The sequence below is a fragment of the Acinetobacter sp. 826659 genome (assembly GCF_000588515.1).
GTDB classification, from domain to species: Bacteria; Pseudomonadota; Gammaproteobacteria; order Pseudomonadales; family Moraxellaceae; genus Acinetobacter; species Acinetobacter pittii.
Genome location: NZ_JFYD01000001.1, coordinates 439,694 through 461,646, shown reverse-complemented (window position 1 = coordinate 461,646; position 21,953 = coordinate 439,694). Strand labels below are relative to the sequence as shown.

21 protein-coding genes are annotated in these 21,953 nt (G+C 38.0%); 11 read left to right on the top strand and 10 right to left on the bottom strand.

What is annotated here, in order from left to right; all coding sequences use genetic code 11:
- Nucleotides 1-17: 17 nt before the first annotated feature.
- From J663_RS02185 to J663_RS02170, 4 genes are read left to right on the top strand one after another with little or no spacing between them, the layout of a single operon-like run.
- Nucleotides 18-1,367 (top strand): MFS transporter, encoded by a 1,350-nt coding sequence (locus J663_RS02185; RefSeq protein ID WP_033847525.1) that lies wholly within the window; start codon nt 18-20, stop codon nt 1,365-1,367.
- Nucleotides 1,364-2,020 (top strand): DsbA family oxidoreductase, encoded by a 657-nt coding sequence (locus J663_RS02180; RefSeq protein ID WP_033847523.1) that lies wholly within the window; start codon nt 1,364-1,366, stop codon nt 2,018-2,020. The genes J663_RS02185 and J663_RS02180 overlap by 4 nt, the downstream gene beginning before the upstream one ends.
- A gap of 14 nt (nt 2,021-2,034) precedes the next feature.
- A complete protein-coding gene (locus J663_RS02175; protein ID WP_081404607.1) occupies nt 2,035-2,343 on the top strand; it encodes a Rieske (2Fe-2S) protein in 309 nt (102 codons plus the stop codon).
- Entirely contained in the window at nt 2,336-3,346 is a 1,011-nt protein-coding gene (locus J663_RS02170; RefSeq protein ID WP_033847519.1) for a YeiH family protein, read from the top strand. Before J663_RS02175 ends, J663_RS02170 begins: the two co-directional genes overlap by 8 nt.
- 94 nt (nt 3,347-3,440) lie before the next feature.
- On the opposite strand, the gene J663_RS02165 is transcribed toward J663_RS02170, so the two are convergent.
- On the bottom strand, nt 3,441-4,451 hold the full coding sequence (locus tag J663_RS02165) for an AraC family transcriptional regulator (RefSeq protein WP_033847517.1): 1,011 nt from the start codon (nt 4,449-4,451) through the stop codon (nt 3,441-3,443).
- Nucleotides 4,452-4,742: 291 nt separating this feature from the next.
- Between J663_RS02165 and J663_RS02160 the strand changes: the two genes are divergently transcribed.
- The 5 genes from J663_RS02160 (at nt 4,743) to J663_RS02140 (ending at nt 9,788) form a co-directional block, all read left to right on the top strand.
- The gene (locus J663_RS02160) at nt 4,743-5,348 is read left to right on the top strand and encodes an RBBP9/YdeN family alpha/beta hydrolase (RefSeq protein ID WP_081404560.1); all 606 of its coding nucleotides are present in this window, start codon (nt 4,743-4,745) and stop codon (nt 5,346-5,348) included.
- Nucleotides 5,349-5,447: 99 nt separating this feature from the next.
- On the top strand, nt 5,448-7,277 hold the full coding sequence (locus J663_RS02155; RefSeq protein WP_081404606.1) for a DUF1302 domain-containing protein: 1,830 nt from the start codon (nt 5,448-5,450) through the stop codon (nt 7,275-7,277).
- Between the two features lie 66 nt (nt 7,278-7,343).
- The gene (locus J663_RS02150) at nt 7,344-7,763 is read left to right on the top strand and encodes a PH domain-containing protein (protein WP_033847512.1); all 420 of its coding nucleotides are present in this window, start codon (nt 7,344-7,346) and stop codon (nt 7,761-7,763) included.
- Between the two features lie 171 nt (nt 7,764-7,934).
- On the top strand, nt 7,935-9,308 hold the full coding sequence (locus J663_RS02145; protein WP_033847511.1) for a PQQ-dependent sugar dehydrogenase: 1,374 nt from the start codon (nt 7,935-7,937) through the stop codon (nt 9,306-9,308).
- Between the two features lie 27 nt (nt 9,309-9,335).
- Nucleotides 9,336-9,788: a GNAT family N-acetyltransferase gene (locus J663_RS02140; protein ID WP_033847510.1), complete on the top strand. Its 453-nt coding sequence runs from the start codon at nt 9,336-9,338 to the stop codon at nt 9,786-9,788.
- A gap of 56 nt (nt 9,789-9,844) precedes the next feature.
- Here the strand turns inward: J663_RS02140 and J663_RS02135 are convergent, their stop codons facing one another.
- On the bottom strand, nt 9,845-11,047 hold the full coding sequence (locus tag J663_RS02135; protein WP_033847508.1) for an MFS transporter: 1,203 nt from the start codon (nt 11,045-11,047) through the stop codon (nt 9,845-9,847).
- Between the two features lie 137 nt (nt 11,048-11,184).
- On the opposite strand from J663_RS02135, the gene J663_RS02130 reads away from it, so the two are divergent.
- Together J663_RS02130 and J663_RS02125 are read left to right on the top strand one after the other, a co-directional pair.
- Nucleotides 11,185-11,745 carry a TetR/AcrR family transcriptional regulator gene (locus J663_RS02130; protein WP_032004692.1) on the top strand — a complete coding sequence of 187 codons (561 nt, stop codon included), beginning with the start codon at nt 11,185-11,187 and terminating at the stop codon, nt 11,743-11,745.
- Between the two features lie 455 nt (nt 11,746-12,200).
- A complete protein-coding gene (locus J663_RS02125) occupies nt 12,201-13,499 on the top strand; it encodes a dicarboxylate/amino acid:cation symporter (protein ID WP_002119617.1) in 1,299 nt (432 codons plus the stop codon).
- Between the two features lie 160 nt (nt 13,500-13,659).
- On the opposite strand, the gene J663_RS02120 is transcribed toward J663_RS02125, so the two are convergent.
- From J663_RS02120 to fis, 8 genes are all read right to left on the bottom strand, one after another.
- A complete protein-coding gene (locus tag J663_RS02120; protein ID WP_002119766.1) occupies nt 13,660-13,863 on the bottom strand; it encodes a hypothetical protein in 204 nt (67 codons plus the stop codon).
- A gap of 361 nt (nt 13,864-14,224) precedes the next feature.
- A complete protein-coding gene (gene gloB / locus J663_RS02115; RefSeq protein ID WP_005068466.1) occupies nt 14,225-14,956 on the bottom strand; it encodes a hydroxyacylglutathione hydrolase in 732 nt (243 codons plus the stop codon).
- Nucleotides 14,957-15,108: 152 nt separating this feature from the next.
- Nucleotides 15,109-15,804 (bottom strand): methionine ABC transporter permease, encoded by a 696-nt coding sequence (locus J663_RS02110; RefSeq protein ID WP_002119707.1) that lies wholly within the window; start codon nt 15,802-15,804, stop codon nt 15,109-15,111.
- Nucleotides 15,801-16,826 carry a methionine ABC transporter ATP-binding protein gene (locus J663_RS02105; protein WP_002119636.1) on the bottom strand — a complete coding sequence of 342 codons (1,026 nt, stop codon included), beginning with the start codon at nt 16,824-16,826 and terminating at the stop codon, nt 15,801-15,803. Before J663_RS02105 ends, J663_RS02110 begins: the two co-directional genes overlap by 4 nt.
- Nucleotides 16,827-16,901: 75 nt before the next feature.
- Complete coding sequence (locus J663_RS02100; RefSeq protein ID WP_017480821.1) at nt 16,902-17,774, bottom strand: MetQ/NlpA family ABC transporter substrate-binding protein; 873 nt, start codon at nt 17,772-17,774, stop codon at nt 16,902-16,904.
- 487 nt (nt 17,775-18,261) lie between these two features.
- Nucleotides 18,262-19,548 carry a phosphoribosylamine--glycine ligase gene (gene purD / locus J663_RS02095; protein WP_002119643.1) on the bottom strand — a complete coding sequence of 429 codons (1,287 nt, stop codon included), beginning with the start codon at nt 19,546-19,548 and terminating at the stop codon, nt 18,262-18,264.
- 123 nt (nt 19,549-19,671) lie between these two features.
- Nucleotides 19,672-21,246: a bifunctional phosphoribosylaminoimidazolecarboxamide formyltransferase/IMP cyclohydrolase gene (gene purH / locus J663_RS02090; RefSeq protein ID WP_025465553.1), complete on the bottom strand. Its 1,575-nt coding sequence runs from the start codon at nt 21,244-21,246 to the stop codon at nt 19,672-19,674.
- Between the two features lie 85 nt (nt 21,247-21,331).
- Nucleotides 21,332-21,601, bottom strand: coding sequence for a DNA-binding transcriptional regulator Fis (gene fis / locus J663_RS02085; RefSeq protein ID WP_001086304.1), 270 nt, complete (start codon nt 21,599-21,601; stop codon nt 21,332-21,334).
- Between the last annotated feature and the right edge of the window lie 352 nt (nt 21,602-21,953).

Genomic DNA, 21,953 nt, shown 5'->3' with positions numbered 1-21,953 from the left:
AAATACAAGGAGGTCGTATGAATGCACATCAGTATTCAGATCAGATGAGCGATGTTGATACGTCAATCAGTATACCTCGTCGTTATGCATGGCTTGTTTTTGCTTTGACATTTGGTCTGCTCATTTCAGATTACATGTCTCGACAAGTCTTAAACGCAGTTTTTCCTTTACTTAAAAATGAGTGGTTGCTCAGCGATAGCCAGTTAGGTTTGCTCAGTGGTATTGTGGCGTTAATGGTGGGTTTATTGACTCTGCCGTTATCCTTATTGGCAGACCGTTTTGGACGGGTTAAAAGCTTGGCCATTATGGCGGCTTTATGGAGTTTGGCGACTTTAGGATGTGCGCTTGCTGAAAATTATGAGCAGATGTTTATTGCTCGTTTTATGGTTGGTGTGGGTGAGGCTGCTTATGGCAGCGTTGGTATCGCAGTGGTTGTGGCTGTTTTTCCACGAGAAATGCGTGCAACACTCGCCAGTGCTTTTATGGCGGGTGGTGTATTTGGTTCGTTTTTGGGTGTGGCTTTAGGTGGTCTACTCGCACAGCATTTCGGTTGGCGTTGGGCATTTGGAGGAATTGCTTTATTTGGTCTCATTTTGGCTTTTCTATATCCAATTTTAGTGAAAGAAAACAGAATAAACGCAACACCTCAAAATAAAATTCGTAGTAAAACCCAGCACATTAAAAGCCCTTTAAAAACTTTATATTCAAGTCGTTCAGTCATTGCCACTTACATTGGTAGTGGTCTGCAATTATTTGTTGGTGGCACAGTGATTGTCTGGATGCCGAGTTATCTCAATCGCTATTACGGCATGAGTACCGACAAGGCAGGTGTGATGGCAGCGGTCATTCTGCTATGTAGTGCAGTAGGCACAATTCTATGCGGCATGTTGTGTGATTATTTGGGCCGTAACTGTCCAGATCGTAAGGTCAGTTTAGCGATTACATACTGCTTGCTCGGTTGCGTTCTTTTATTAATTGCTTTTGCTGTGCCTGCGGGACGTAATCAGTTACTTCTCATTTGTCTCGGAATGTTTATTGCACTAGGAACCAATGGGCCATCTAGTGCCATGGTGGCCAATCTCACACATAACTCAGTTCATGGCTCTGCATTTGCAACACTCACTTTAGCTAACAATTTTCTTGGTTTAGCGCTTGGTCCTTTAGTCGTTGGCAAAGTATCTGATGTGATTGGTTTACATAGCGCATTTCAACTCATGCCGTTGGTCAGTATTGCAGCCGCAGCCATATTTTTTTATGCCAAACGCCATTATCACAAAGATATCTCACGCTTTGAGCAGCAAGTAATAACTGAGCTTAAAAATCATTCAGGTAACCAAATACAAAAATGCGGGATGAATAACAAATGATGATTCGGCAATTACACATTGATGTATTTTTTGACTTTATTTGTCCTTGGTGTTTGATCGGAAAACGTCAGTTACTGATCGCTATAAATAGATTTTATCAGCTTCACCCCAAAGTCAAAGTTATCGTGCACTGGCGAGGTGTTCAGCTTATACCTGACTTAGCTGTTGAAGGTGTACCTTTTCAAACGTTTTATTTGAAACGGTTAGGTAGCTTGACAGCAGTTCGTATGAGACAAGAACAGGTCAATAAAGCTGCAAATAAAGTTGGGCTCAAGATCGATTTTGAGCAAATTAAACGAATGCCAAATACGGCCAAAGCTCATCGCTTATTTGATAAAGCTTTAAAGATAGGAAATCCTGAGCAGTGCAATGCGTTGTTAGAACAACTCTTTGCTGCATATTTTTATGATGGGTTAGACATCGGAAATACCACTACTTTATACAAAATCGCCAAACGCTGTGGTTTCCCGCGTGAACTGATCAAAGATTTGCTTATTCAAGATCATCAAGATTTTATCTCTGCAAGTACAGGAGGTAATGGCGTGCCTTACTTTATTTTTGATCGGGCTTCTGCCTTGGTGGGCGCGCAATCAGCAGATGCACTTTATCAAGCGATGCAAGAGGCAATGCTGGCACAAGGAGAGTTGATATGACCAACCGATTTCAAGTGCCTTTTGAAAAAATTCCAAATTCAGGTGAGCGGGCTTTTTTTAAAATTGGAGATAAAACTCTCGCACTATTTAACGTTGCGACTCAATTTTATGCAATCGATGACAGTTGTCCTCATCAGGGCGCATCGCTATTTAGTGGACGTCTAGAAGGACGAGTGATTCAGTGTTGTGCCCATGGTCTACGCTTTGATTTAACAAATGGCTGTTTGGTTAATTCTGCTCAGCTCAAAGTTGCAACCTATCCCGTAGAAGTGATCGAGGACAAGGTATTTATTGTGATCGGTTGTGGGGAAAATCATGAGTAGTTTAGTTTTGAAAAATTTTTCCCAGCGTACAAGAGAATTAGCACCAGGTTTTGTGGTCAGTTCGGTCGTTGCAGCGGCTGCCTGTTTTTTATCAGAGCACTATGGCGCGCCAGTTATGCTATTTGCACTACTGCTCGGCATGAGCGTGAATTTTTTAGCGGCTGAAAGTAAATGTAAGGCAGGTATCGAGTTTACCGCACGTAGTGTGCTGCGGATGGGCATCGCGTTACTCGGTATGCGTATAACTTTAGGACAAATTACCGCACTAGGTTGGCAACCAGTTGCGTTAGTTGTCACTTTGGTTGTTGTCACAATTACAGTTTCTGTTATTGCCGCTAAAATTTTAGGCTTCCAAAAACTATTTGGCATGCTCACTGGTGGATCAACGGCAATCTGCGGTGCCTCAGCCGCACTGGCGCTATCCGCTGCTTTTCCAAATCATCCGCAAAAAGAAAAGGCGACTTTGTTTACCGTGATTGGCGTGTCGGCACTTTCAACCTTTGCAATGATCGTCTATCCGATGATCGCGAAGTGGCTAGAGTTATCGCCACAAGCGGCTGGTGTGTTTCTTGGTGCTACGATTCACGATGTGGCGCAAGTGGTCGGCGCTGGTTATAGCATGTCTACTCAAACAGGCGATACGGCGACTGTAGTTAAGCTCATGCGTGTGGCAATGCTGCTTCCAGTAATCGTTTGTGCAGCCATGATTACCCGTATGCAAGGAGCAGATTCAACAGGAGAGCGGCCACCATTGCTGCCTTGGTTTGCCATTGGCTTTCTACTACTCGCTTGTATTAACAGTACAGGATGGGTGCCAACAATGGTTCAAAATGGAATTAATGATTTATCACGCTGGTTTTTAGTTATCGCAATTAGTGCTTTAGGAATGAAAACTCAGTTAAAAGAATTAGCATCTGTCGGCATTAAACCGATTCTTTTAATGATCGGCGAAAGCATCTTTTTAGTGGTATTGGTTCTTGGGCTTATGCGCTTGTGGTTTTAATTTCAAAAATTAGATTTTTAAGGAAGCTATAGAGTGGTTCTCCACAGCTTCCTTACATTTTAAATGACTTCATGGGGTGTCAAATAAAGAGAAATTAATTGAGCAGGGCTTTATTGTGACTACGCCACATATTCGGTGACATACCAAATTGGCTAATGAACCAACGGGTAAAAGAACTCGGCATTGAGTAACCTAAAATATCAGACACTTGAGCAAGTGAATAATTTAGATTTTTTAAATAACGAAATACGAGATCTTTGCGTACTTCATTCATTAAATCACTAAAACTCGTCTGAGCTTCTTCTAATCGACGCTGTAAAGTCCGCACGTGAATACCATGTGTTTGAGCGACTTGATCAATCGTAGCGCGGCCCATTGGCAAAAGAAGATAAATACTTTTACGAATATCAAAAATCATGGTCGATTCATTACTATTCTGCAAAATATCTAAATAACGCTGTGCATGGTTAGCCATCGCCAGATTTGCTTGAGGGTTTGTTGTATCAAGTTCGGCTGCTGTACAAACAATGCCATTAAAGTCACTGCCAAACTCTAGTGCACAGCCAAAAATCCGCCGATGCAAAGTTAAATCACTAGGCGAGTTATGAGTGAAGTGTACACTTAACGGCCGCCATTTTTGCATCATGAGTGCTGCACAAAAACGATGGGTGATTCCTAAAGCAAGTTCCGTCGCTTGGCGACTATATCCGCAAGTTGTTGTCACAACTTCTTCTCGAATAACTACTGTATCGTCAATTTCTTCTATATATATTTCAAGTGAGTTATTGAGTAAATTCCTATAACGAACAATCGTTTGTAGCGCTTCTCTCAAGGTATATTGGTAGCTTAATAATAAGCTCAGTTCACCAAAATCCGCGATTTCGCGTTGCTCTGCCATATGTAAACCGAAAACATCGCAATTACTCATTTGGGCTGAGTCTTCAAGCAAGGTAATGGCTTTATCTACAGGAATACGTTGTTTAAGATCATTCAATTGAGTTTGGCTAAGCCCAACACGTGATAATAAATGGTAGGGATTTAGATCTAATTGCTGAGCAACTGCCAAATAATTTTTTAAAGAGGCGGTATGCGCAAGAGGCACCATTTTATTATCTCCTGTTCTTAATCAGCCATATTCCTTACAGCTCATATCTAGTTATAACTAAAATATCCACATTACAAAAGCTTTTATTTAAGCGCCTAATCATGATGTCGAATCAATTTTAAAATCTATTCTTTATATTAAATTGTAATTACAAAAACTATTTTAATTAATTTACGAAATTTTAAAAAAATGTGTCGTCAAATGAAAAGTCCGTGACGTCTTATGTACACCATTAACTGAAATGAGCCTTTATTGTGAGTGGAGTTTTATAAAAATTCTTATGCATCCTAGATGGCAAAATTCACAGGCGTTGAAATGAAAAAAATACAAACCAAAGCAACAATTTTAATTATTCCGGGGTTACGCGATCATGTTCCCGAGCATTGGCAAACAATCTTAGAAACAAAGCTAGCAAAGGTTCGCTCTGTACCACCTGTGCAAACCAATAAACTCAATTGTGAAAATAGAGTTGCTGCTATTCAGGCACAACTCGAACAAATACAAGGGCCTGTCATTTTGGTTGCACACAGCGCAGGCGTGCTGATGACAATACACTGGGTTGCAAAATATCAAAGACCAATTCAAGGAGCTCTACTTGTGGCTCCACCTGACTTAAACGAAAGCTGGCCAGAAAATTATCCAAGCTCAACTGTACTTCATCAAGAAGGGTGGAGTCCTTTACCAGATCAAGAACTACCTTTTCCCAGCATTTTGGTTGCAAGCACCAATGACCATTTAGCTCGTTATGAAGCTGTAAGTGAAATGGCAGAAAAGTGGGGTAGTCAACTCGTAAATTTGGGTGAAGTAGGACATTTAAACCCTGCATCTGGCTTTGGCTATTGGCCTTTAGCTGAACAATTCATTCAACAATTAGATCAGGTCGAACAACCTGTCTAGTACAAAAATACCTGCTTATGTAAACCATTTAAAAGCCAATGGATGGCTTTGAGTAATAAGCAATAAATAAAAAAATCATATTTATAGGGAGATAATATGATGGGTCATTACGTCTATTTAAAACAAAGAAATAATCACGTTTTATATATTCAAAAAATAGGTGTTTCATTAAGCCTAATTTTATTTATGTCTAAAGCAAATACAGCCAGTTTTGATATTGATAAAGACTGGAAGGTTAATACAAAAACGACATTAAGCTTAGGAGCCAGTTGGAGTACGCAAGATCCATCCGTTTCATTACTTTATCGGCCAGATACAAACGAAATAGGCAAACAAGGCGCTAGCATTGATGTAAATGGTGATGATGGGCGTATGAATTTTAGTAAATATGATGCCATTTCACAGATCATCAGAGGCATAACTGAAGTTAAGCTAAATGGAAAACAGCAGGGTGCGGTTATTAGCACTAAATACTGGTATGACCATGCCTATGAGACAGGGCAAGGAGACTTTAAACCTTTTAATGATTCAGCGTGGCCAAGGCTCGCAAAGTTCAAAGGTATCGATTTATGGAATGCCTATATATGGAAAGATTTTGAATCAGACGATGGAAAAAGCATCAATTTAAAATTAGGCAAACAGACTTTAAATTGGGGGAAATCTCAGTTTTTTCAAAACGGTTTAAATTCGGTGAGTGCTTTTGATTTTGCTGCAATTAACCGACCGGGTGGTGATGCAAAAGAAAGAATCATTCCAACCGAAATGTTTTCATTCGACACAAGCATTAATAAAAATTTGAAAATAGAAGGGTTCTATCAATTTAAATTTAGACCTTCAGTTGTTGATGGTAACGGAACTTTCTTTGAGATTTCAGACTTTGTGCCCGAAAATGCAGGTCCAGTTCTGATTGCTGGAGGTGGAGATAAATTATCGGATACCGCAATTCGTTTACGTACCTATATTCCACGTGCAGAAAGTAGAAAAGCAAAGGATAACGGCCAATATGGTATTGCTTTAAAACAGACATTACCCAGTTTAAATAATGCTGAGTTAGGTATTTACTATGCGAATTACCATAGCCGTAATGCAAACTTTGATGGAACGGCCGTAACAGCTGCAGGACCCGAACATTTTAATAGCGCGAGTTATTTTTCTATCTATCCTGAAAATATCAAAATGTTTGGATTAAGTTTGACTGGTAAAGTTGGAACAACAAACGTTTTTAGTGAGTTAACCCACAAACCTAATCAACCTTTGCAACTAAACGGCACAGACATTGTCTATGCTCAAGTGCTATCGGAAGGAACACCATTTGCGCCGCCAGAAAAAACTGTTGGATTGGGTCAATATATTCAAGGATATGTACGCTTACCTGTAACACAATTTTCGGTTGGAGCAACTGATAGCATATTGAATATTTGGGGGGCAAATTCGCTGACATGGTCTACAGAGTTTGCCTTAAACCATATTGCGGATATTGGTAATCATCGGATTGGTCGGACAGGTGCATTTGGCCGTAGTGAGCTTTCAACAGGTGCTTATAATCCTGAAACAGGTGAGTTTAAATGTACGCCGTATGGTACAGCTCATCTTACCAATGCAGAAATAGACAATTTAAATGAACGCTTTTGTAATAAAAACGGTTTTTTTAATGAATGGTCATTTGGTTACCGATTACGTGGAGCATTAAATTACCAAGATATTTTACCTTCTACCGTGATTACGCCAAGTCTTAGTTTTAGACACGATGTTTATGGATATAGCCAAAACTTTCAAAAAGGGCAAATGAGTGTAACTGCGGCTTTATCTATGACTTATCAGCAAAAATATACAACAGAGATTGCCTATAATAACTTTTTTGGTTCTAATGAGTTTAGCACGATAGATGATCGAGATTTTGTATCATTAACATTTAAAGCTAATTTTTAGTTCAATTATTTTATAAAAAATATAGAAAGACTCGTTATAAATGATATTTATACGTGGAGGATAACTTTGAAATTTAGATCAAAAATTGATTGGTGGCTTTTATTAATATTTGTTGTGATCACTGGCAATATCCTTATGAAAATTTATGAAGCAAATCATCATTATTCTTTAGCTTCAAATTTTCAGCACCTCTTCATTTATAGTTTAGTCATTTTGGTTATTTGGCTTCCGGTTTTTAACACGTATTACGTAGTAGAAAACAACACATTAATCATTAAGAGCTTGGTATTTCGATGGAAAATTAATATCAATGATATTACTCAAATAGAACCTACCCATAATCCACTTTCTTCTCCAGCATTATCGCTAGATCGACTTAAAATTTATTATATGAAAGATGGAAGAATGGCTACAGTAATGATCTCGCCCAAAGATAAAGAGAGCTTTTTAAATACTTTAAACAATAGTTCTGGGACCAAGTTTTAATTGATAGTTAATGAAGATAGTAAATTAAGTGCCTAATAAATACTCAGTTATGTATTAGATTTTTGAAAATACGGTCTGTAATGCTTAGCACAGTTAAATAAATCAACTATAAGTCTCTCTTCTAAAGCATTAACCTGTATTTATTGCGAATAAATAAAATGGAGATAAAAGATGCTTAACGATTTTTTGAAGCCAACTTTAGGCATTACGGTTGTATGTGTACTTGCAGGATGTGCATCATCATCTCAATATCCGATTGCCGAGAGTTATGGTCCAGAACCAAAACTTCCTGAGCCTAAATCGAGCTTATTACCGACCGTTAATATAGCCCCAGCAGAGGGCTGGCCAAATGGCGCTATGCCAACTCCAGCAGAAGGTTTAAAGGTCAAAGCCTTCGCCAAAGGACTTGAGCACCCGCGTTGGCTTTATGTATTACCAAATGGCGATGTATTGGTTGCTGAAACAGATGCTCCACCTAAACCGGAAGACAGCACAGGTATTAAAGGTAAAATCATGACTTTTGTGATGAGACGTGCAGGCTCATCTCATCCGAGCGCAAACCGTATTAGTTTACTTCGTGACACTAATGGAGATGGGGTCGCTGACCAGAAAACGGTATTCCTTAAAAACTTAAATTCTCCATTTGGTATGGCATTGGTAGGTAATAACTTATATATCGCCAATACAGATGCACTGGTGCGTTTTCCTTATCAGGAAGGTGAAACTCAAATTACGGCCAGTGGAACTAAAGTATTGGACTTACCGGGTGGTGCCTTAAACCATCATTGGACAAAAAATGTAATTGCCAATCGCGAAGGTACAAAGCTCTACATTAGTGTCGGTTCTAACAGTAATGTTGCTGAAAATGGTTTAGATCAAGAAAAAGGTCGTGCACAAATTACAGAGTTTGATATTGCAAGTGGTCAGTCTCGCCCATTTGCAACAGGCCTACGTAATCCAAATGGTATGGCTTGGCAACCTCAAAGCGGTAAACTTTGGACGGTGGTTAATGAGCGCGATGAAATAGGTAGTGACCTAGTACCCGATTATATGACTTCGGTTCAAGACGGTGCTTTTTATGGTTGGCCTTATAGCTACTATGGTCAACATGTAGATGTGCGAGTAAAACCGCAAAATCCTGAAATGATTGCTCGTGCAATTAAACCCGACTATGCACTAGGTAACCATACGGCTTCTTTAGGTCTCGCATTTTATGCAGCCGAACTGATGCCACAATTTAGAGGTGGGGCATTGATCGGTCAGCATGGTTCTTGGAACCGTAAACCTCACAGTGGTTATAAAGTCATTTTTGTACCATTTAGAAGTGGTCAGCCCTCAGGTCCACCGCAAGATATTTTAACAGGATTCCTCAGCGATAAAGGTAAAGCGTATGGTCGTCCTGTAGGTGTAGCAATTGATTTCTCAGGTGCTGTGTTAGTTGCAGATGATGTGGGCAATACGATTTGGCGCGTTTCGCCAGTTGCAGAGACAACTTATGAGAGTCCAACCCAGCAATCCATTAGTAGTTCAGTGACTCAACCTTAAAAAGGTTGGACAAAATAGGTTTATTTTATGCAAATATTACGGTTATCTGATTACCCTCAATACAAAGAAATGGCTGCAGAGTGGTTTTCTGAAAAATGGCAAATCCCTGTGGAAGCCTATCTTGATAGCATTCAGATTTCCATTGATCAAAAGCATGCTATTCCACAGTGGTACATTGTTTTAAATGAAGATAAGCATTTAATTGCTGGAGCAGGAGTCATTGATAATGACTTCCATGAGCGTAAAGATTTAACACCAAACTTATGTGCTTTATTTGTAGAAGAGAACTATCGAAACCAAAATATTGCAAAGCACATTTTAGATTTTATACGTGAAGACTTGAGTAATCAGGGCATCCAAACACTTTATTTAATAACAGACCATACCGAGTTTTATGAAAAATGTGGTTGGCGGTTTTTAATGTTGGTAAAGGATGAGGAAGGCGAGATGGTACGTATGTATGTAGCAGATACTTTTTAATAGAATTTAAAGAGCATCTATAAAAAATAGCCTCAATAGAGGCTGTCTTTTAATCCTTATTTACTTTTAAAGTTTTTAAAAATCAGAAGAAGTGCGACAAACGATAGTAGAATAATAAAACAAATATAACTATTTGCTGTACTCATCAGCCCAATTTTCCCAACAAAATAACCAGCTAAAATTGCAGGAATACTAAATGCCAAGTAACTTTCAACAAAAAATGCAGCCATAAGACCTGCACGTTCTTCTGGTAAAGCTAGAGGCATTACTGTGCGGATTGCGCCCATAAAAGCTGTACCAAAACCAACTCCAGTAATAATAGAACCGAGAAATAAAACTACTGCACTTGTAAGATTAATTGCTAAAAATAAAACAGTTGAACCAATAGCAATTGAAAGAGTACCTGTTAATAAAATACGGTAATTTGTCGACTTTCTAAGCGTCAATATACCTACCGCACCTGAGAGTGCTAGCGCCATAAACATAATACCGTTTAGCCATGCTGATGAAGTATGGAAAATTTTTGCCAGTAAAGAGGGCATAAGTGATAAGAAAAAACCACTGACCATCCAAAGAGCAATATTAATTGGACTAATACTCAATAAAGCACTTTTTGTTTGTGGCGGAATAGCCATATTGGGTTTTAAAGAGACAAGTGCACCCGATCTTTTTTGGGCTGTTTCAGGAGTAAAAAAACTTAAAATGAGTTCACAAATAAGAAGAAGACATAAAAATTCAAAAACAAGCTGTAATGGTTGGGCAGAGAATTGCAAAATAGAACAAGTTAGAAATATACCAACAGCCATGCCGACCATTGGTGCGATACTATTAATAAGCGAACCCTGAAGCTTACTAAAATCTAAAATTGCTGCGCCTATAGCCGAGACAGCAAGCCCTGTTGCGATTCCTTGTAAGCCCCGTGCAATAAATAACATCGAAACATCTGAAGCAAATAAGAAAAAGCTCATCGAAATAATTTGCAGAAAAATGGCTGCAATAATGACAGGACGACGTCCAATATAGTCAGACAAAGAACCAATAATCAGTAATGAACCCAGCAGAGTAAAAGCATAAGTTGCAAAAATTAAAGTCAAAGTGACAGGTGAAAATTGCCAAAGCTGTTGGTATAGACGATAAAGTGGAGTCGGTGCACTAGACGCCGCCATAAAAGTCATAAGCGTGATTGTATTGAGTGTTAATGCACTTGCACTATCTAACTGAAAAACTGATCCAGACCGTTTTGAACTTGAATTGTTCATATAAGATGAATAACATAAAAGCGAATATTTAGCTTTTATACATTATTTTCACACTAAAGCAAATCCTTAGCTTTAGTGTATTTTGTATATAGATATAAATATTTATAAATTTTTTGATCCCTTTACAGAGTTTATAAATGGCAAAAGTTGTTACTGGCTTACGTCCTGGCGGTCGTAGTGAAAGAATTCAAACTGCGGTGCACCAAGCGGTAAAAGAGCTTCAAAAAACCTTAGAGCAAAGCCAGATTACCATACCTATGATCGCTCATGAGGCAGGAGTAACACCTTCGACAATTTACCGCCGTTGGGGCGATATTAATCAGCTATTTTCAGATGTAGCCCTAAATGAACTTAAACCTGATATGGAACCAAAAGATTTAGGTTCATTTCAGCTGGATATCACTGCATGGATTGAACAATATTTTGAGGAGTATTCTTCTGAAGTTGGTCAAACATTATTACGTGATGTGCTATATACAGCCGACGCTTCAAATGCGAGAAAATGTGAAGCCTTAATTATTCAACAACTTGATATTATTCAAGCCAGAGCTAAATCGCGTAATGAACCCACTATAAATAATGAAGAAATTATCGAAGCTGTGATTGCCCCTATGCTATTTCGCATCTTATTCACTGAACGTACATTAAGTTTAGATTATGTCCATATTTTATTGGAACGGTTATTTAACACCCCCTAATTTGAATTAATTATCAAAGCCTATTAGTGTAATTTTTTAACAAGAACGAGACACTTTATCTTGTTAAAAAATTATATATCAATTTTTCTTATTATTTTTAAACTAAATTTTCATAATTTATAATTTACATGTTTTTTATAAAATCATTTATTTAATAAATGTTGTGCTGGTATGAGATAATTAAACTTCTACAGCCATTTTTGTGCATGTTTTTACTTAAAATATTAAGATTAAATAATGCTTTATAGTGAATTTTGGTTGTTTTTTTATTTTTTAAAATTAGAAAATTAAAATGATTTTATATAATTTATTGCATGATTATTCAATTTGTCATTTTTTAAATTTATAACACAGGCCGTTTTTTATTCTTTACAATGGCTTTTCCTTGATAAAGCAGCTTGTGGTGCACGCTTTATATTTTATTTTTTTATCCCCATCGAAAAGGTATTTAGATAATGGATTTCAATACCCTTGACCAAGAAACGGTACAGAAAAAACAGAAGTTTCACCAAATTTTGTATGTACAGGTCATCTTTGCAATTATTTTGGGCATTTTAATTGGTCATTTTTACCCAGAACTTGGCGAAAGTTTAAAACCGCTTGGTGATGCATTCATCAAGATCGTTAAAATGATTATTGCTCCCGTCATCTTTTTAACAGTTGTTACAGGCATTGCCAGTATGACAAACATGAGCCGAGTCGGCCGTGTAACTGGTAAAGCTATGCTTTATTTCCTTACCTTCTCAAGCTTGGCGCTTGTGGTTGGTATGATTGTGGCAAATATTATCCAACCAGGTAAAGGTCTTAATATTGACCCCGCTACCTTAGTCAACGACAAAGTAAATACTTACGTTGAAAAGGCACATGCAACAAATATTACTGACTTCTTCATGAATATTATCCCGCAAACTCTAGTTAGCCCTCTGGCAGGTGGCGAGATTTTGCAGGTTCTGTTTGTGGCGGTATTATTTGGTATTTCTTTGGCTGCATTGGGTGACCGTGCACGTCCAATTACCGACTTCTTAAATAACTTAACAGCTCCAGTTTTTTACCTTGTTGGTATGTTAATGAAGCTTGCTCCAATCGGTGCTTTTGGTGCAATGGCTTTTACCATCGGTGCGTATGGAATCGAATCAATTGGTAATTTATTACTATTAATTATGACGTTCTATATTACAGCGGTATTGTTTGTCATAGTGATTTTAGGAGCCGTAGCCCGTTACAATGGCTTCTCAATTATTCATTTAATCCGTTATATCAAAGATGAACTTTGGTTAGTTTTAGGAACAAGTTCTTCTGAAGCAGCTTTACCATCTTTAATGGATAAAATGCAAAAAGCAGGTTGTGAAAAATCGGTGGTAGGTTTGGTGATTCCGACAGGTTATTCATTTAACCTCGATGGTACAAATATCTACATGACTATGGCGGCTCTATTCATCGCACAAGCGTGTAATGTTGACTTATCAATTAGTGAACAAATTGCATTGCTTCTTGTGGCAATGGTAAGTTCTAAAGGTGCAGCAGGGGTGACTGGCGCAGGCTTTATTACTCTGGCTGCAACTCTATCGGTTGTACCGGCGGTTCCTGTAGCAGGTATGGCTTTAATTCTTGGTATTGACCGTTTTATGTCTGAGTGCCGTGCATTAACAAATTTAGTTGGTAATGCTTGCGCAACAATTGTTGTAGCACGATGGGATAAAGCTTTAGATAAAGATCTTTTAGATAAAGCTTTAAAGAACCCTAAAGCAGAATAATCTTATAAAAAAATCTGTAGCTGAGGGCAATTTGGGAGAGTAGCCCCGCTACAGATTTTTTGTTTAATATCTAACAATATATTTTAATTAAACCATTCTAAAGTTCTGCAATATTACTTATCTTTCAAAAAGACAATACTGTAAATCGAGTCGTAAAAAATTATGCTTTTAAGTGATCCTCAAACTCTTCACCTAATTGCATCGCTAATGAATTACCTGCTAAATCACAGGTCACTAAACCATATTCTTTTTTAAAACTAAAAGTAAAACCTTTTCCATCAGCAAGATTTTTAACTGAATACCCTAACTTTTCTAACCAAATACGAAACGCAATCAAATTTTTAGCTTTAACAACCTTTTTCACGTGAGAACTCCTTCTATCCGTGGCATTACATCTTATTTATTAATAGGGTTTTAATTAGATTTTTTAAAGGGGGAAAACTTTGTTTTATTTTGCAACTTGTAAAAAAAGTAAGATAGAGAAAGAACAGTTTTCATTTTTATAAAAATATGGTGGTGTTATGTAACTAAAAAATAAAAACTTTTTACTTAATGAGTTGTTTATTGGCGTGTTTTTAAGAAAATATAAATTTGAGGGAATTTTTAAAAAGATGAATAAATATGAAGAAAGTAAATGTAAAAAATAATTACGATCAACGTGCGCTATGCAAAAAGATACAGTTCTTAAAATGAAACTGTATCTCTTAAAAGGAGAAGCTTTACCTTTAAAAGTTATCTTTAAGTGCACGTAAATGAGCAAAGTCTTCAGCACTTTCTGCACGAAGAAAAGGATTGGTGGCTAATTCTAGTTCAATCGTACTCGGAAGGGTGATTGATCCTTGTTTACGTAGCTCACGAACTTCTTCAGCTCGTTCAGATAAGGCGTGGTTATGCGGCTCTACCGTTAAGGCAAATTCGGCATTTGAAAGCGTGTATTCATGCGTACAATAAACTTTGGTTTGTGTTGGTAGCGCTGCTAAACGACTAAGTGAGTGATACATTTGTTCAGCCGTACCTTCAAATAATCGTCCACATCCCATTGCAAACAAAGTGTCACCGCAGAATACAGCTTCTAACTCTTCAATAAAATACACAATGTGCCCTAAGGTGTGACCTGGGGTCGCGATAATCTCTACTTTTAAATCATTAAATTTTAAATGATCGTCATGTTGTAAGGGGTGAGTAATTCCCGGAATTTTTGAGAGCTCATCACGTGGACCATAGACAGTAATATTTTGGCCAGCCGTTAAATCCGCTACACCACCGATATGGTCTTTATGCCAATGAGTGAGCCAGATTTGTTTTAAAGTGAGTTGATAATTTTGACAAAATTGAGTCACAAGATCAGCTTCTGTTGGATCAACTGCAACAGCCTCTTGGGTTTCAGTATCTTCTAAAATCCAGATATAGTTTTGGAGGGCATTCTGTACATCAATAAAATGAATTCTATAACGCATTGTTTTATCCTAAAACCAAATCCAAAGAGTAAGTAATCGCTGTTTTTGATAATAACAGAAAATGGTATTAAGCCACTCACTCAACCTTTTTATGAAAATGATGTATGTAAAACAAAAAAGCCCCCATTTAGGGAGCTTTTTATATGAGTAATTTAACGGATCTTAGAGAGCCAGTTACCTAGCGTCTGTACAATCTGTACTAAGAGCAATAGAACAATTACTGTTAAAATTACAACGCTTGTATCAAAACGTTGGTAACCATAAGAGATTGCTAAGTCACCAATACCACCTGCGCCCACTGCACCAGCCATTGCTGTTGCACCAATCAAACTGATTGTGGCTGTTGTGAGATTTAGAATGAGTGAACTGCGTGCTTCTGGCAAAATAAAGCGGTAAATAATTTGCCAAGGTGTAGCACCCATCGCCTGAGCAGATTCAATAATTCCTTCATTTACTTCGAGTAGGGAAGTTTCAATCAGACGTCCCATATATGGACCAACGTAAATTGTTAAAGGAACGATCGCTGCCCACGTACCAATTGAAGTACCTACCAATAACTTGGTAAGAGGAATCACTGCAATAAGTAAAATAATAAATGGGAGAGAGCGTAACGCATTTACAATCGGGTTGAGTAAATGATAGACGAATCTATTTGGCAAAATACCTTCTGGGCGAGTTACAAGCAAGATAACCCCTTGAATGAAACCCCAAATACCACCAAATAACAGCGCAAAAAACACCATGTGAAATGTTTCTTGTAGAGCTGTTACAAACTGGTCAATTGAAAGGGAACTGTGCCAGAAAGGTTGAGTTAGTTCAGTTAACCACTGTACGATTAAATCTCTCATACTTGATCTCCTGATTGAACTACACTCACTTCATTTTTCTCTAAAAACTCGATAGCCTGTTTAATCAACTGAGGCTCACCTAGAAGCTGTACAAACATTTGACCAATGACAGTACCGTTAATTTCAGTCATGTTAGCGAATAAGATATTTAAACTAATATCAAATTGTTTAATCAGTGACTGAATTACAGGTTCTTGAGCAGAACGGCCCAAAAACTGTAAACAGTAGATGCTATGGTGATGCTGATTCTCGAGTTGATTTAAAATATTTACAGGCAACTGTTGATGTAACACAGTTTGAATAAAGTTTTTAGTCGTCGGATGTTGAGGATTACTAAAGATATCAATCGTTGAACCTTGTTCAATGACTTTACCAGCTTCCATCACAGCTACATGATCACAAACAGTTTCAATGACATCCATTTCATGGGTCACCATAACGATTGTGATTTTTTGCTCTTGATTGATTTTCTTGAGTAACTCTAAAACAGACTTGGTTGTTTGCGGGTCTAGGGCAGAGGTTGCTTCATCACACAAAAGAATTTTTGGATGATTTGCCAAAGCACGAGCAATACCGACACGTTGCTTTTGGCCGCCAGAAAGTTCATCAGGATAAGCATCTTTTTTATGCTTAAGATCAATGAACTCCAATAACTCATTTAAGCGCTTTTCACGTTCTGCTTTATTGTAATTCAGCAGACGCATTGGCATTTCGATATTTTCAGCAACCGTTTTGGTTTGTAGCAAATTGAAGTGCTGAAAAATCATACCAATATTTGCACGTTCCTGACGTAATGAACGCGCATCCAAAGCAGTGAAGTCCTTTTGATTAATGATAACCTGACCTTCATTTGGTCGTTCAAGTAAGTTAATCAGGCGGATTAAAGTACTTTTACCTGCACCACTATAGCCAATAATGCCAAAAATACTCCCTTCAGGAATTTCCAAATTAATTTGGTCCAGAGCTCGTATGGTTTGGCCTTTAAGCTGATAGTGCTTTGAAATGTTTTTAAATTGAATCATGTCGTCAAAAACTATGCTAAAAAGAAAAAACAGGCAAAGAGTCTTTGCCTGTTTCGCGTTGCAGCTATTATATTACTATTTAGCTTCCGTGAGGTAGCTGATTGGCTGATTCACGTCAACTTTTGTACCACCAAAGTGTTGTTCAACGTATTTTTTAACAGCTTCAGTGTGGTATAGCTGACCAACTTTCTGAAGAATTGGGTCATCTTTGCGAGATTCAGCTGTTGCAAGGATGTTTACATTCAGTTTAGTGCTTTGGTCAACAGGTTCATAGTAGATAGAATCTTTAAGTACGTTTAAACCACCTTCTAAAGCTAACGTATTACCCAAAACAATTGCATCAACTTCATCTTTTACGCGTACAGCTGTCGCCATTTGGATTGGTTTGATATCAATTTTTTTACTGTTATCGATAATATCGCTTGGTGTGCCTTTAGCAGGGTCGAAGTCTGCTTTAAGTTTAATTAAGCCAGCACTTTGTAATAACAATAATGCACGAGCTTCATTCGCAGCATCATTAGGAATTGCAATGCTTGCACCTTGTTGGAATTCTTCTACTTTTTTATGTTTACTTGAGTAGATCCCCATTGGCTCAAGATAAGTTGTAGCAACTGGAGCAATTTTATCTTTATTTGATGCATTGAAAGCCACCAAATATGCATAAGATTGGAATGCATTTAAGTCGACTTCTTTATTTGCTACAGCTGTATTCATTGCAACATAATCAGTGAAATTTTTCACCTCAAGCTTAACACCAGCAGCTTTAGTTTCTGGTAAAGTCGAAATATAACGCCAGATATCAGCGTCAGAACCAGTTGAGGCAATAACCACAGTTTGAGGTTGTGATGAATCACCACTCTTTCCAGCTTGTGGTTCACTTTGTTGTTTACCGCAAGCTGCAAGTAATAGTACAGACACGCTTAAAAAAAGACTGATCAGCTTTTTCATGTAAAAAAAGTCCTGATTAAGAGAGATATCAACTATTTAGTTGGCTCTCTAGAAAAGAGAATGAGTTTTGTTGTCACGTCACAAAGTTTTGAATGCTAAAAGTTATAACTTTTAGCTCTTTTCTAATTCCTCAGATACTTATTTTATCGTTTTTGATCTGTACTCAATAAAACTATTTTCACAACAGTTCTATCATAAGTTGACAGTCTTTAAGCGATTTCTAAAAGTATTCAATGTTAAAAATAACTATTATCCCTAACAGAATTAGATGATGAACCTTAATATTTAAAGGCACAATAACTTTGTGGAAAGTTCCAACGCTTTATCTAATCATATCAATAAAAACATATTCAATATAGTGGACATGTTTCGATCTTATTGATTGGAAGTGAATAAAAACTGGGGTTTATATAAGATTTTCTGATAAATAAGAATGAAATATAAAAAGCCCTCTGTAATAGACGGCTTTTTATCAGTTGAGAGTTTTTTACTCAGCTTTTTCTCGTGCAATTGCGCGATAGCCAATGTCACTACGATATTGCATACCAGTAAAGGTCACTTGTCCGCATACTTCAAGTGCATTAATTTGTGCTTCAAGCACGCTGTCGCCTAGCGCAGTTACACAAAGAACTCGACCACCAGAAGTCACGATGTGACCATCTTCACGAGTTGCAGTGCCTGCGTGGAAAATTTTAGTATCTTCAGGTGATTGTCCAATACCTGAAATTACATCACCTTTGCGTACGCTATCAGGATAGCCTTCGGCTGCAAGTACGATACCGATTGACTTACGCTCATCCCATTCAGCTTCTTTTGGTAAATTGCCAGCAATACCAGCTTCTACCAATTCAACAAGAGATGACTTTAAGCGCATCATGATTGGCTGAGTTTCAGGATCACCAAAACGACAGTTGAACTCGATCACACGGGGTTGACCTTGTTCATCAATCATTAAGCCAGCATATAAGAAACCAGTGTAGACATGTCCGTCAGCAGCCATACCTTCAACAGTTGGACGCATGATTTCGGTCATAACACGTTCGAAAATGTCAGAAGTTACCACCGGAGCAGGAGAGTAAGCACCCATACCGCCAGTATTAGGACCTTGGTCACCTTCAAAAATACGCTTGTGATCTTGTGAAGTTGCCATTGGTAAAATGTTTTTACCATCAATCATACAAATGAAAGAAGCTTCTTCACCTGCAAGGAACTGTTCAATTACAACACGTGAACCAGCATCACCGAATTTGTTGCCTGCAAGCATGTCATCAATTGCTGCAAAAGCTTCTTCGTTGGTCATTGCAACGATTACACCTTTACCAGCAGCAAGACCGTCTGCCTTAATTACAATTGGTGCACCATTTTTTTCAACATAAGCTTTAGCTGCATCAACTTCCGTAAATACTTCGTAAAAAGCAGTTGGAATGTTATGACGCTTTAAAAAATGTTTAGCAAATGCCTTTGAGCCTTCAAGCTGCGCAGCATATTGAGTTGGTCCCCAAATTTTTAGACCTGCTTCGCGAGCAGCATCTACCACACCATTCACTAAAGGTGCTTCTGGACCAACAATAATAAGTTCAACATTATTTTCTTTAGCAAAAGCGATAATTGCAGGATTGTCTAAAATATCAAGCTGAACATTAACGCATTTGTCTTCAGTTGCAGTTCCCGCATTTCCCGGTGCAACGAAAACTTGAGTAACTTTGGTATCTTGCGCGATTTTCCATGCCAAAGCATGTTCACGACCACCACTACCTAAAACTAAAATATTCATTTTTAATTTGTTCCTTAACTTTAATCCTTTTCATCCCCCTCTATTCCTCAAGGTGGAGTTTAGCTCCATTATTGTGGAAAACCCTCCTGAATGAAAGGAGGGTTAGGGAGGACTAAATTTAAATTAGTGGCGGAAATGGCGCATACCAGTGAACACCATTGCAATACCAGCTTCGTCTGCTGCAGCGATTACTTCTTCATCACGCATAGAACCACCTGGTTGAATGATGCATTTAATGCCAGCTTTAGCAGCATTATCAATGCCGTCACGGAACGGGAAGAATGCATCAGAAGCCATTACAGCACCTTCAACAACCAAACCAGCATGTTCAGCTTTAATGGCAGCAATACGTGCTGAGTTAACGCGACTCATTTGACCTGCACCTACACCAATAGTTTGGCGGTTTTTAGCATAAACAATTGCGTTTGATTTTACATATTTTGCAACTTTCCAAGCAAAGATAAGATCATCAATTTCTTGTTCAGTTGGCGCACGTTTAGTAACTACTTTAAGATCATCTTTAGTGATCATGCCCAAGTCTTGATCTTGAACAAGTAAGCCACCATTTACGCGTTTATAGTCGAGTTGCGGTGCACGTGCATCAATTGCAGGTAACTCACCACATACTAAAACACGCACATTTTTCTTAGCGCCAGTTACTTCAAGTACGCCATCAGCAATACTTGGAGCAATAATTACTTCAACGAATTGACGCTCTACAATTGCTTGAGCAGTTGCAACGTCTAATTCACGGTTGAATGCAATAATACCGCCAAAAGCAGATTCTGGATCAGTTGCATAAGCTAAATCATAAGCAGCTTTAATGCCGTCTAAAGAAACCGCAACACCACAAGGGTTAGCATGTTTCACGATGACACAAGCAGGTTTTGCGAATGATTTAACACATTCAAGTGCAGCATCTGTATCTGCAATGTTGTTATAAGACAATTCTTTGCCTTGTAACTGTTTTGCAGTAGAAACTGATGCTTCTTTTGCATTAGCTTCGACATAGAAAGCAGCCGATTGATGTGGGTTTTCACCGTAACGTAAATCTTGTGCTTTGTTCAATTGAGTATTGAATGTACGAGGGAATAAGTCAGCTTCACCTTCGGTCTTACCAACGCGAGCGCCTAAGTAAGAAGCGATCATGCCGTCGTATTGAGCTGTATGTTCAAATGCTTTAACTGCTAAATCAAAACGCGTTTCATAAGAAAGTGAACCAGCAGTTTTTAATTCATTAATTACAGTGTCGTAATCAGAAGCATTAACTACAATACCTACTGAAGCATGGTTTTTAGCAGCTGCACGAACCATTGTAGGACCACCGATGTCGATATTTTCGATTGCATCAGGAAGAGTACAGTCAGGTTTTGCAACAGTTGCAGCAAATGGATAAAGGTTTACAACAACAAGATCAATCGGATCGATGTTGTGTTCTTCCATAACTGCTTCATCTAAACCACGACGAGCAAGAATACCGCCATGAATTTTTGGATGTAAGGTCTTAACACGACCATCCATCATTTCAGGGAAGCCAGTATGTTCAGATACTTCTACAACCGCGATATTATTATCTTTAAGCAACTTATATGTGCCGCCTGTAGATAATAGTTCTACCCCTAGAGCTGCAAGGTTTTGAGCAAATTCGACAATTCCTGTCTTATCAGATACAGAAATCAAAGCACGTTTAATAGTCATGATGTTTAATTCAACAATTTCAAGTCTACGGATTAAAACCAATAAGCATAAAAAAATGCCCACGACGTCGTGAGCATTTTATCATTTATTCACTCATTAAACCGTGAGCTTTTAACTTTTTACGTAAAGTGCCACGGTTGAGTCCAAGAATTTCTGCAGCACGCGTTTGATTACCACGTGTATATTCAAGAACTACAGATAAAAGAGGTTTCTCCATTTCTGCTAGCACCATGTCATATACCTGAGATGGTTGCTCACCTTGCAATTGTGCAAAATAATGGCGAACTGCGCGATCCACGTGGATGCGAAGAGCAACATCAGATTGTGCAGTAAAAATAGGAGATTTGCTATTCATGCGAGTTAATCCGAAAATCAAATACTAGCTTGGGTAAAGTAGTATATAAATGTGGTCTAAAAATACGGAGTCCTGTTTTAGATCCTAAAACAGTGACTCTAAAACATAAGAACAATTAGCTTGCCATATTTCTTCGTATTGAATAAAAAATAAGCGTAACAATAATTAAATATTTGTTACAGCCCCCTCAAAAACAAAAAAAGTTAGGCTATGCGCTTAAAGTAGAAAAGCACACATGCTTAACAGTATTTTTTTTGGATTGAGAGCGAGGAGTATATGAGTCAAAGCTTTCGTGGCGCGTATCATACCATTGTCTAGGAAAAAGTGAGCAAATTAACTGCATTTTTTTTTA